This is a genomic window from Falsihalocynthiibacter sp. S25ZX9, from assembly GCF_041205405.1.
In the GTDB taxonomy this organism is placed as follows: Bacteria; Pseudomonadota; Alphaproteobacteria; order Rhodobacterales; family Rhodobacteraceae; genus Falsihalocynthiibacter; species Falsihalocynthiibacter arcticus.
Genome location: NZ_JBGFCD010000017.1, coordinates 78,291 through 90,683, shown reverse-complemented (window position 1 = coordinate 90,683; position 12,393 = coordinate 78,291). Strand labels below are relative to the sequence as shown.

Genomic DNA, 12,393 nt, shown 5'->3' with positions numbered 1-12,393 from the left:
GCGTTGATTGACTACGCATGCAACAAATTTTGGAATGCCACGGAGATGTTGCTGAAAATGGACCTCCGTATTCGCTGGTCTTTCTGGCTTGGTATGAAGGAATTTATTTGTAAATGTGCATATTATACAGCTAATTATGGAATTTATGGCGATTTTGGATGGGAGTTTTAAAAATTCATAGTGGCATATAAAAAAATTGGAGGTGAAAATAAACATATTGCAAACGTATGCTATTTAGGGCTCAAATAGGGCTAGATCCGATTCATAAAGAGAGAAAGATTAAAAATGGTAGCCAAGGAAAGCGGTTCCAAGGAAGCAAAACGCGGTGCGAGCGATAAGGTCCTGCAATCAGAGCGACGCGATTTTGTGGCCATGGTGCCCACTGATCGTGATCGTGTGCAGCCCATGAAGGGGTTCGATCCGATTTATACCGACATCGTTGACTACATCATCAGGTGTACGCATCGGATTTGGGACGAGCGGGATGTCGGGTTGATTTATACACATTATACGCACAATTGTGTGGTCTATAGCGCCTTAAACACCACCTATACTCGCGAGGAGGTTGTTCAGGGGACGATCCAGCGCATGTTTATGTTGCCTGAGCGTCGCGGGATGGCAACGCATGTGATTTGGAGCGGGAACGAGAATGACGGGTTTTACACCTCGCATCTGGTGACCGGCGCGGGGCGCCACTCCCAGCCCGGTGTTTACGGAAAACCCACCGGTCGAACGTTTGTGGCGCGCACAATTGCCGACTGTATGATTTACGAGAATATGATTTATCGCGAGTGGCTGGTTGTCGATACGATGTCGCAAGTTAAGCAACTCGGATTGGATACGCACGCCTACGCCGAAACCCTTGCCGCGAATTATTTCGACAAGGGGTTGCTCGCTGTGGACATGGGCGAAAACCGTCGTTTGCTCGGCCAATATCCCCCCGAGACCGCAGCGGACCTTTCGATTGCCAATAACGCCCTAGAGGAAGAAGTGCTGGGCTGGCTTCATGAAATCCACAACAAGCGGATGTTTGGAAAAATCAAGGACGTCTATGCGCCCACCGTTCAATATCACGGTCCGCTGATGAAAGAACTATACGGCCACGGTGCGGTGACGCATCAGGTCGTTGGTTTGTATTCTTCGGTGTCAGACGGCTTTTTCATGCCGCAACACGTTTGTTCGCAACCCTGCGAAGAGGGCGGCACCAAAGTGGCCGTGCGCTGGATTATTGAAGGGCATCACCTTGGTTGGGGTGTGCTAGAGGAGCTTGGAGCGCCCACTGGAAAGCGTGTACAGATTATGGGGATGAGCCATTTCCATATCAAGAATGGCAAGATCGTCGACGAGTGGACGAACTACGACGAGATGTCGATCTTGATGCAAGTGAAGTTGGCGCAAATGGCCGACAAGGACAGTGCTGTTCTAGAAGATATTTAAGGATTGGGGGCTTGGGCGATGTGCCTACGCCCCCACTCAAACGTCTCTTAGTACCGAACGCTTATATGGAATGGGGCTGATTTTCTGGTGCCTTTGCCTGCAGGTTGCAGCGTTGCCCAGTTTCGGTCATTCCGAATTGGCCTTCACCTGTCGGCACCGATTTGACACTCTCAAATCCACTCTTAATAATCAACTGAGGTTACGCCTGCACAAATTGAAATTGCAGCGCTACGGTTTCCTCGAAATCACAAATGGAATTGCGCAATGACCGACAAGCTGCCCACATTAAAGCGCCAGTTGCATGAAGGGCTCTCCGCACTTTGCGACGCGGGAACTTCGGGTTTGGCGCAAGCAGCAACGACACTTTATCACAGCGACGTTCATCTCCGAGCGTCGCATCCTATGAACGAAGCGCGGGGCGTTAGCGGGCTGCTGGAAACGCTTTGGAGGCCATTGTTGATGTCATTTCCTGATGCGGAGCGCCGTGATCAAATGGTTGTTGGCGGGAGCTACGAGGGGCGCGACTATGTCGGAATGGTCGGACATTATTGTGGGACCTTTCGGAAGGACTGGCTGGGTATTCCAGCGACAGGGCGGCCAATTTGCATCCGCTATGGTGAGGTCCATGAAGTAAGGGATGGAAAGATTATCCAATCCAATTGCATTTGGGATGTGTTGGATGTGATCCGGCAGGCAGGGTTTTGGCCTATTGCTCCAAGCCTTGGGACGGAAGGGATGTGGCAAGGTCCTTTGACGGGCGATGGGCTTGATTTTTCACCCCGTGACGAAGCGCTATCCGCTAGAAGTATTGAGCAAACATTGGCCATGCATGCCACCTTGGGCGCCTTTGATGATTTGGCGGGCACGGGGCGCGACGGTCTTTTGAATATGCCCCAAAAGGACCACTGGCACCCTAAGATGATGTGGTACGGGCCGTCTGGAATCGGGACGACGCGCGGGCTTCAGGGGTTTGTGGATTATCACCAGTTGCCGTTCCGTATTGCGTTTCCTAAGCGCAAAGGCGGGGGGCAATGGGATGATATAGCCGACTTGAAGGCCAAACATAGCGGCGGGCATTATGTGCGCATTGGGGACGGTGCGTATTCCCTGACGTCGGGGTGGCCGAGTGTGTTCGCCAACCATTTGGGCGGTGGTTTTCTTGGGCTTGGCCCAACGAACCGTCAGGTTACAATGCGGGTTATGGATTTCTATTTGCACCATGAGGGATTGATCCGCGAGAATTGGGTTCCCCTCGATATCCTTGATCTGTTGATGCAGATGGGCGTGGATGTGCTTGGCCGAATGGAGAGTCATTTCCGTCGCGGTGGATAGAGTCTGCGACGCGGTTTCGCGAGGGGTGAAGTATTGCTTCGCGCGCGACCTGTCGCCTGTGAATGTTATCGGAATGCTCGTTGGTCCCTAGCATTCCTTTTCATCTTCGCCCTATTGTGTACAACACAAAATGAATCACTTGCTTTTTGCGCGTTAACTGCCACAAATCTACCAAAGAATCTACCAAAGAATCTACGCCACGCCCGTTGTTGTGTACATCTTTGCTTAGAAACTCGCGAAAGGACTGTCCCTTGGCCCAAGAACACGCCGCTTTTAGTCGTTCAGAATATGATCGCCGTATCGTTAAAACTCGCGCCGCAATGCTGGCAGCAGGGCTTGACGTGATCTTCGTGACGGACCCCTCCAATCAAGCATGGCTCACGGGCTATGACGGATGGTCGTTTTATGTGCATCAAGGTGTGATCTTGGGACTAGAGGGCGATCCAATTTGGTGGGGGCGCTATATGGACAGTGTGGGTGCCAATCGGACCTGCTGGATGGCCCCCGACCAAATTCATGGCTATGCGGATAATTTCGTGCAATCCACCGAACGCCACCCGATGCAGGATTTGGCCGGACATATTCGCGCCCTTGGGTATGAAAGCGCGCGGATAGGCGTTGAAATGGACAACTATTATTACTCGGCAAAGGCCCACGCGGTACTTGTGCAAGACCTGCCGCAGGCACAGATATTTGACGCAACGGCCTTGGTGAATTGGCAGCGTTTGATCAAATCAGAGGATGAAATATCGTTTATTCGCAAGGCGGCGCGGATCACCGAGAAGGTCATCGCCACCGCATTGGACAAGGCCGCACCGGGGGTGAAGAAGAACGAGTTGGTCGCCGAAATTTTCCACGCTGGAATTACGGGTGTGGATGATATTTGGGGGGATTACCCCGCGATCGTACCGCTGACGCCTTCGGGGCTGGATGCAACGGCGGCGCACTTGACGTGGGATGGTGCGCCGATGCGCGATGGGGAGGCGACATTTTTTGAACTTTCTGGCTGTTATCGCCGCTATCACGCGCCGCTGTGTCGGACCATATATTTGGGGACGCCGCCACAAGAAATGCTGAACGCAGAACAGGCACAACTTGAAGGGATCGCCGCGGGCCTTGACGCCGCGCGGGCAGGGAACCGGACTTGTGATATCGCCGACGCGTTTATTGGTACCCTCAAGAAGCACGGCATTCATCGCGAGGGGCGCTGTGGCTATCCTATCGGTTTAAGCTATCCGCCTGATTGGGGCGAACGTACCGCGTCAATCCGCAGCGAAGATCGTACAGTTCTTGAACCCGGGATGGTGTTTCACTTTATGCCCGCCTTGTGGATGGAGAGTTGGGGGCTTGAAACCACTGAAACCATTCTCATCACCGAAAATGGTGAAGCCGAAGCGCTGTGTAATGTGGACCGCAAACTTTTCGTGAAGAATTGACGATGGATAGGCTTTCCCGCACCACCGAAATTTTGCGCGATCTGATCGCTTTTCCAACGATCTCGTCAGACAGTAATCAGGCGTTAATTGCCTATGCCGCCAATCTTTTGGAGGACTGCGGCGCGCGTGTAGATATTGTAACGTCGCCCTGCGGGACCAAAGCTAATCTCTTTGCCACCTTGGGACCAGAGAGAGATGGCGGCATTTTGCTTTCAGGGCATAGTGATGTGGTGCCGGTTGCCGATCAGGATTGGAGTTCGGATCCGTTTGAAATGGTGGAGCGGGACGCGCGCCTTTATGGCCGTGGCACCTGTGACATGAAGGGGTTTATCGCAGCAACGCTTGCGATGGCGCCGCAATTTGCTAGCCAAGTGCGAGAGCGTCCCCTGCATTTCGCGCTGACCTATGACGAGGAGGTTGGCTGTTTGGGCGCGCAGCATTTGGCGCAAACCCTACAAGCACGCAGTTTGACGCCGCGGGTGGCCATTATTGGCGAGCCGACAGAAATGCGGGTGATTGAGGGCCATAAAGGCTGCTATGAATACTCCACCCATTTTCATGGTTTAGAAGGGCATGGTTCGGCACCCGATCTTGGGGTTAATGCGGTTGAATTCGCGGTGCAATATGTGAGCCGTCTGTTGGACCTGAAAGAAAAGTTGCGCGGTATGGCCCCCGCGAAAACCCGATTTGATCCACCTTGGACCACGGTGAATGTTGGCGCGCTCAACGGCGGGGTAGCCCATAATGTGATCGCTTCCAAGGCGCGGGTGGACTGGGAAATGCGACCCGTTCAGGGCGGCGACGCCGATTTTGTCAAAGCGGCGTTACAGCAGTTTTGCGACGTGGAGTTGCTGCCCAAAATGCAGGCCATTTATGGCGAGGCTTCCATCCATCTTGAGATAGTTGGAGAGATAGCGGGACTGATCCCTGCGGATGAAAACGAAGCGCGTCGGATCGTGATGGAGTTGACGGGGGCCAATGATGCGGATGTGGTGGCCTTTGGAACCGAAGCAGGAATTTTTCAGGCGCTGGGTACGGATGTGGTCGTTTGCGGCCCAGGATCAATTGAACAGGCGCATAAAGCGGATGAATATCTCTCGTTGGATCAGCTATCAGCAGGCCTAGCCATGCTAGATCGACTGGGTGGTGAGCTGGAGATGCAGAGTGAGTGAACCGCTTGAAGACGAACAGGCACCCTTAACTGTGCGTGATCGTCATGCCGCCATGCATCAAGAAATTCGCCAACGCATTTGCCTGCTTGATTACCCGCCCGGAATGCGGCTTTCGGAAGCGGCACTGGCCGAAGAATTTGGCACCAGCCGTACGCCTTTGCGACGGGTTCTGGCGCGGCTTGAGGACGAGGGGCTGGTTTTGTCCCATCACGGGGTCGGCACCCTAGTTACTGATGCCGATATCAACGCGCTGGAACAGGTATATCGATTGCGAGTCGAGTTGACGGAGTTGACGGGCCGCCTTGATCCGGTACCGCCAAGTGATGCTTTTTTAGTCAAGATTGATGGGCTGGTACTTCGGGCTGCGCAGATCATTAAGTCTGGCACCGCGCGGGAATTTACCCAGTTTGATATGGACGTTTTCCAAACGCTACTCGATCTCACTTCAAATGCGCCGCTGCGTCAAACCCTTGAGCGGCTCTATTTCCAAACCAAACGGATTTGGTTGAGGACGGCGATTGAGGCACAATTGGATTTGGAAGAAGAGTTCCGAATTTTCCATCATGAGTTGGAGGCCATTCAACTGGCGCTACTGTCGGGGGATTTGGATGCCGTTGCTCGCATACAACGGGCGCATGTCTCGATGAGTTTTAAACGTCTGCAACGACAAAATGCGTGCGCCCAATCAGGCATTTGAAGACCCGACGGGAGTAAATATCCTTAGGCGAGTTGCTAAGGCGTCCCAACATGGGAACGCCAGATTTTGCATTCCTTTTTTTAGGTGTGCGCCGCGTTCTGCCGTACAGTCGGTGATAACTGCATTGTGCTCTTCTTTTCTTTTAAGTCTGTGTTAAAGTCGCTTCATGTTTTTACGGTGATAGCGCGAAGAATGCTTGTGCGATGTCCCCTTCGCAAGTTGGATTGTTTTGTGACCAAAATCTCTTCCCTGCTCTGGTGCCCCGCTTCGGCCCTAAAATTTCATCCTCGCCTCCTTTTAAGTGGTTTGGTTTTGAGCGCCAGTTTAGGCCCCGTTGGGGCACTCGAATTGGATTTGTCGCTGACACCGGCCTCCAAAGAGTTGCAGGATAAAGTCGCAGCCCAAGCGCTTTTGACGCCGTTGGCGGCCTCCGATGAGGTGGATACACTGGACGTTTTGGCCTCGGCACAAGCTGATTATCAACGGATTTTGGCGGTTCTCTATGAGTTGGGCTATTTTGGCTCGACGGTTTCCATCAAGCTGGATGGCCGCGAAGCTAGTAGTTTGTCGACGATTTCACCGCCCCAAAGTATCTCTCAAGCAACGATCACCGTGACAACGGGGAGCGAATTTAAGTTCGGAAAAGCCCAGATTGCCCCGCTTGCGCCTGCGTCCAAACTCCCGCCAGAGTTTGCAACGGGACAAGTCGCGAGTACCAGAGTTTTGGAAAACAGCGTCCAAGGGGCGGTTTCCGACTGGAAAGACTCAGGCTACCCAAAAGTTGTGCCAAATAAACAGAAATTCACAGTGAACCACAATTCCAACCTCTTTAATGCCGAGGTGGAATTGGCAACGGGTCGCCTCGCGCGGATCGGAAAAGTCACCGTTTCAGGTAGCGAAAACGTCCGTCCAGAGCGGGTGATCGCGATCTTGGGGATCGAAGAGGGGAAAATCTATTCGCCCGAAGATCTTAAAGACGCGGAAACGCGTTTGCGGCGCACGGACGCGTTTAGGTCGGTTGTTTTGACTGAGGGTGAACAGATTAATGCCGACGGGGCGCTTCCTATCGAAGTGGAGGTTCAAGATCAAATCCCACGAAGGTTTGGATTTGGCGGCGAAATTTCTTCGGATGAAGGCGCAACGGTCACGGCCTATTGGATGCATCGCAATTTGACGGGCGCCGCGGACAAGTTGCGTTTCGAGGGCGAAGTCAGCGGCATTGGCAGTTCTTATGGCGGCGCCGAAGGGCGTTCGGAATTCAACATTACTGCCCGCTACGAACGGCCCGCAGCCTTTGCGCGCGACACAGACTTTTTTGCCCTCGGCAGTCTCGCGACCATAGATGAAGAAACATACAACCTTGAACAAGCGATCCTCGGCGTGGGTATCCAGCGCTATGTGACCGACGAATATCAATACCAATTTTCAATGGGGTTGCTCCATGCGCGTGAAGAAACCGTCTTTGGCAAGGATACTTACACGCTGCTGACCGGGTTGTTTGAAGGAACAATCGACTATCGGGACAATGCTCTGCGCCCCACCAGCGGATATTTTATTCGCCCAACCCTTTTGCCCTATGTCGACGTAGAGGGCGCGCGCACCGGTTTGCGCGCTTATGTTGACGCGCGCACGTATTTTGGCTTCGGCGAATCGAAAAATACAGTCATAGCGTTGCGCGGACAGCTTGGTTCAATCGTGGGCACCTCTATTGAGGATACACCCGCCAACTTCCTGTTCTATTCTGGCGGGAGTGACACAGTCCGTGGCTTTCCGTATCAATCGCTTGGTGTTGTTGTGAACGGGGAAACGGTCACGGGGGGGCGGAGTTTTGCGGGGATGTCGGCGGAATTGCGCCAGATGTTTGACAGCGGTTTTGGCGTGGTAGGATTTACCGACATTGGCTATGTCGGTGCGAATTCCACGCCCGATGGTTCGGGCGAATGGCAAGTTGGGGCAGGGATTGGCGCACGCTATGACACGGGAATTGGCCCGATCAGACTCGACGTGGCTGCACCCGTTGGTGGCAGTTTCGATGCGAGTGGTGTTCAGTTTTACATCGGAATTGGAGAAGCGTTTTGAAATCCCTCATCGCCATTGCCGCCTTGTGTTTTAGCCTCGCGACTCCAGTGTTTGCGCAGGAAGAAGAACGCGGTGGCTTTCTGCAAACACAACTCGAAGACAGCCTGAGTGGGGAAGGGCGGATCGTCAGAATTACCGGCTTTAAAGGCGCATTGAGTTCAGTCGCCACGATGGAAAAATTAACGATCGCCGACAGCGACGGCATCTGGTTGATCGTCGAGGGCGCTTCTTTGAATTGGGAACGCGCCGCGCTTCTAAGGGGGCGGGTGATCGTCAGGGAAATGACCGCAGATCGGATTGAAGTCGTTCGAAAACCAATCGCCGTTCCTAGCGAAGCCCCCGCAGCGGAGGCAACTGAATTTAGCTTGCCGGAATTACCTGTCTCCATCGACATTAAGAACGTAAGTGTGCCTGAAGTCAAATTGGGAAAAGACATTGTTGGGAGGGCGCTTGAGCTGTCTTTGGACGCGTCGGCAAGCTTGGAAGGGGGCTCGGGACAGGCCACATTTTCGGCGCAGCGTACTGACGACGCGGACGGAGAATTTACATTTAGCGGAGGCTATGCGCGGGACACGCAGGCGCTGGATGTCGAGTTTGATTTTAGCGAAGATGCGGGCGGAATTGTTGCCCAACTATTGAAAATTCCTGACACGCCCGCGCTGGAGGCCTCAATTACGGGGCACGGTCCGCTTGCTGATTTTACCGCCGAATTTTTCCTCGCGAGTGCGGGTGAAAAGAACATCGAAGGCAGTGTTGAACTCATTCAAACCCCTTTTGGCGTGGTCGGATCCGAAGGGGCAACACCGCAAAAATCGCAAGGGTTCAAGCTTAAGCTCGGCGGTGATGTCACCGCGCTTTTTGCGCCCGAATATCGCTCGTTTTTTGGTCCAGACCTGTCCTTGAACTTGGAAGGGGCACGGGAACCCAGCGGCGCGTTGGATCTTGAGAACTTCTCTCTCCAAGCGCAAACTATTGATTTGAAAGGGGGCGCGCGCCTTTCTCCCGAAATGTGGCCAACCTTGCTAAACATTAAGGGAAACGTGAAAACCAAAGACGGCACGCCCGTGCTTCTTCCTTTGTCGGGGTCGAAAACACTTGTTGATAGTTTGAATCTTAACCTCAGTTATGACGCCCACAAAGGATCGGGTTGGCAGGGGAGTTTGGGCCTCGTTAATCTTGTACGAGATGAGGTGGAACTTGCCTCGGCCCGGCTGTCGATGGCAGGAGAATTTGAAAGCAAAGTACACAAAGTCACTGGTGTAAACGCAAATGTTACCTTTGCGACTGAAGGCCTTGTTCTGGCGGATCCGGCGTTGTCACAGGCCTTAGGGACGACCTTGAAAGGGCGCGCCTATGTGGCATACAAACCGCAAACGCCTTTGGTTGTTCATAACGTTTCTGTTGAAGGCAAGGGCGTGGCTTTTAGCGGCGATTTCGATATTGGCGGCCTATCGGACGGGCTTCCCACTGACCTAAAAGCGGCGCTAACTATAGATGATCTTTCGCAATTCGCGGCCCTCGCAAAACAACCGATCGCGGGGGGAGCAAACCTGTCTGTTTCGGGCAGTGTCGAAGCTCTTTCAGGTATTTTTGACGTCATAATCGAAGGAGAGACGCAGGATTTGGCCGTGGGGATTTCCCAAGCTGACCCGTTGATTGCCGGGGTCGGAAATATCTATCTCGATGCCGCGCGCGACAGCGAAGGCACGACCCTACGCGCCTTTAAAATCACAACACCGGAACTTTCACTGGACGCGCATGCAGACGTCGACGCAGATGACGGCACGTTTGTTTACGAAGCCAAGTTACGTGACTTGGCACTGATTTTGCCACAATATCCAGGGGGCGTGACCCTTGAAGGGACAGCCAATCTAAGCGCGGACGGCGTCGTTCTGGACACGTCAATGACCGGGCCACTGGGCACCACGGCCAAAGTTTCTGGGCTTGTCACAGGCCCGAATGCGAACATGTCCATTCAGGCGCATTTAGACGATCTTGGCGCAATTGTTGCGGCTTTGCCTGGGAGTGTGGATCTCGACGGGACACTCAAAAAACAAGGTGCGGATTGGCATGTATCAACGAATGTGAATGGCTCGATGGGGATTTCCGCGAAGGCCGAAGGGTTGGTTTTGGAGGACCAAAGTTTGGATATGAAGGTGTCTGGAAGCGCACCGCTTGGCCTTGCTGGCCCCTTTATCACTCCGCGTACCCTGTCGGGGACCGCGCAATTTGATTTGGCGATAAAGGGCGTTCCAAGTCTGAATGCCGTTTCGGGACAGGTTACCATCTCGAACTCCGAGGTTGTGGCACCGAATTTCCAACTTGCGCTCAAAGACCTTGGCGCCCAAGTCACCCTCAACAATTCCAGCGTAAACATTGATGCCAAGGCGAATGTGTCCTCAGGTGGGTCTTTGACGGTGCAGGGGGGGATGTCGTTGGTTGGTGGATACGAGGCGAATTTGGCGCTGGCGCTTCAGGCGATTCAGTTGTCCGACCCCGCCCTGTATTCCACGTCGGTAAACGGGAACGTGGCGGTAAACGGACCGTTGCTTGGAGGGGCGCTTATCTCGGGATTGATCGACATTGGCGTCACGGAAATTACCGTGCCCGCAGGCAGCATTGCCTCGGTCACCAGCATTCCACAAATGGATCATATTGGAGCCTCCGCTGCCGTTCGGGCTACCCTTGAGCGGGCCGGTCTCGACAAAAAAACCGAGAAAACCGGAGCCTCTGGGAATTCGGGCGGGCCCGTGTATCCGCTGGATGTGACAATTTCTGCGCCAAGACAAATCTTTATTCGTGGGCGCGGGATCGACGCGGAACTTGGCGGGGAAATTAGGCTTACGGGCACCACGGCCAATATTGTTTCAGTCGGTGCCTTTGAGCTTCAACGCGGGCGCATTAACATTCTGGAGAGGCGCTTTGCCCTGACGGATGGTGAAATCCTCCTAGAAGGGAGCTTCGACCCGCGTCTGAATTTGCGCGCAACGACGACCATTCCCGACGGGGAAGCAAGTATTGTTGTGGGTGGATTCTTGTCCGAGCCAGAAATCACTTTTGAGTCCTCGCCAGAAGCACCCGAAGACCAAGTTCTTGCGCTGATCTTCTTTGGGGTTCCTTTTGATGAAATGACGGCGTTCCAATCGCTCCAACTTGCCTCTGCGGTTGCGACCTTGACGGGGCGTGGCGGCACGGGTGTTATCGGACGTCTGCGTGAAAATCTTCCCGTTGATGATTTTGAGCTTGATTCAAATTCGGACGGCGTCGCGACGGTCAGCGTGGGAAAACATCTCAGTGAGAACGTTTATTCCAACGTCGAAGTCAGTGCCCAAGGGGATACGGAAATCTCGCTTAACTTTGATTTAACCAAGAAGTTGACGGCCAAAGGAACAACCGGCAATGACGGGAATTCCTCCATTGGGATCTTTTTCAATACCGACTACTGAGCATGCGCGTGTTTTCGTTTTCGCGCCAATAGGTTGAGCATTTCGACGAAGGCCGCAAAGGCCATCGCGGCGTAAATATACCCTTTTGGCAGGTGGTGGCCGAACCCATCCGCGATAAGGACCATGCCGATCATCAGAAGGAAGGCGAGGGCCAACATCACCACGGTGGGGTTGGAGTTCACGAAGGACGACACGGGGCCCGCCGCGAGGAACATGACGCCCACGGCGATGACCACCGCGACCACCATAATTGGCAATTCCGAGGTCATCCCAATCGCTGTCAAAATGCTGTCGATTGAGAAAACGGCATCCAGAATGATGATCTGGGTGACGACGGAGGCAAAGCTCGCGACCTCTTTGGATTTGAACATCGTATTGGCGGGGTCGGGTTGAACTTTGTGCTGAATTTCGGTGGTCGCTTTCCATACAAGAAAGACGCCGCCAGAAATAAGAATGATATCGCGCCAAGAAAAAGCGGTTTCGAACGCGGGGGTTCCGTGGCTGTCGAGAGGTCCTGTAATTCCCAAGTCAAACACAGGGGCGGTGAGGCCAACGACCACGGAAATAACGGAAAGCAACGCAAGTCGCAGGATAAGCGCGAGGGAGATACCGATCTTTTGGGCATGGCGCTGTTGCTTCTCTGGAAGCTTGCTCGAGACCACTGAAATGAAGATGAGGTTATCGATTCCAAGGACGATCTCAAGTGTCACAAGCGCCAAAAGAGCAGCCCAAGCTTGGGGTGAAAGGAGTAGGTCGATCATGGAAAACCTCAAATGTTGGTCACGTTACTCGCC

At 53.5% G+C, this 12,393-nt stretch carries 8 protein-coding genes; 7 read left to right on the top strand and 1 reads right to left on the bottom strand.

The annotated features are described in order from the left end of the window. Positions 1 to 285: 285 nt before the first annotated feature. The 7 genes from AB9F29_RS17665 (at position 286) to AB9F29_RS17635 (ending at position 11,599) form a co-directional block, all read left to right on the top strand. Positions 286 to 1,437: an ester cyclase gene (locus AB9F29_RS17665; RefSeq protein WP_369756601.1), complete on the top strand. Its 1,152-nt coding sequence runs from the start codon at positions 286 to 288 to the stop codon at positions 1,435 to 1,437. Between the two features lie 264 nt (positions 1,438 to 1,701). After that, entirely contained in the window at positions 1,702 to 2,769 is a 1,068-nt protein-coding gene (locus AB9F29_RS17660) for an ester cyclase (RefSeq protein ID WP_369756600.1), read from the top strand. Positions 2,770 to 3,020: 251 nt separating this feature from the next. Then, entirely contained in the window at positions 3,021 to 4,205 is a 1,185-nt protein-coding gene (locus AB9F29_RS17655; RefSeq protein WP_369756599.1) for a M24 family metallopeptidase, read from the top strand. Between the two features lie 2 nt (positions 4,206 to 4,207). Next, positions 4,208 to 5,377, top strand: coding sequence for an acetylornithine deacetylase (argE, locus tag AB9F29_RS17650; protein WP_369756598.1), 1,170 nt, complete (start codon positions 4,208 to 4,210; stop codon positions 5,375 to 5,377). Further along, positions 5,370 to 6,074 carry a GntR family transcriptional regulator gene (locus AB9F29_RS17645; RefSeq protein WP_369756597.1) on the top strand — a complete coding sequence of 235 codons (705 nt, stop codon included), beginning with the start codon at positions 5,370 to 5,372 and terminating at the stop codon, positions 6,072 to 6,074. Before argE ends, AB9F29_RS17645 begins: the two co-directional genes overlap by 8 nt. A 231-nt stretch (positions 6,075 to 6,305) precedes the next feature. Beyond that, positions 6,306 to 8,153 (top strand): autotransporter assembly complex family protein, encoded by a 1,848-nt coding sequence (locus tag AB9F29_RS17640; protein WP_369756596.1) that lies wholly within the window; start codon positions 6,306 to 6,308, stop codon positions 8,151 to 8,153. Then, positions 8,150 to 11,599 carry a translocation/assembly module TamB domain-containing protein gene (locus tag AB9F29_RS17635; RefSeq protein WP_369756595.1) on the top strand — a complete coding sequence of 1,150 codons (3,450 nt, stop codon included), beginning with the start codon at positions 8,150 to 8,152 and terminating at the stop codon, positions 11,597 to 11,599. The genes AB9F29_RS17640 and AB9F29_RS17635 overlap by 4 nt, the downstream gene beginning before the upstream one ends. On the opposite strand, the gene AB9F29_RS17630 is transcribed toward AB9F29_RS17635, so the two are convergent. Beyond that, positions 11,593 to 12,360 carry a TerC family protein gene (locus tag AB9F29_RS17630; RefSeq protein ID WP_369756594.1) on the bottom strand — a complete coding sequence of 256 codons (768 nt, stop codon included), beginning with the start codon at positions 12,358 to 12,360 and terminating at the stop codon, positions 11,593 to 11,595. The genes AB9F29_RS17635 and AB9F29_RS17630 overlap by 7 nt on opposite strands. Between the last annotated feature and the right edge of the window lie 33 nt (positions 12,361 to 12,393).

Coding starts and splice junctions, on each gene's coding strand:
- argE (WP_369756598.1), top strand. CDS start 4,208: ATGGATAGGCTTTCCCGCACCACCGAAATTTTGCGCGATCTGATCGCT.
- AB9F29_RS17665 (WP_369756601.1), top strand. CDS start 286: ATGGTAGCCAAGGAAAGCGGTTCCAAGGAAGCAAAACGCGGTGCGAGC.
- AB9F29_RS17630 (WP_369756594.1), bottom strand. CDS start 12,360: ATGATCGACCTACTCCTTTCACCCCAAGCTTGGGCTGCTCTTTTGGCG.
- AB9F29_RS17660 (WP_369756600.1), top strand. CDS start 1,702: ATGACCGACAAGCTGCCCACATTAAAGCGCCAGTTGCATGAAGGGCTC.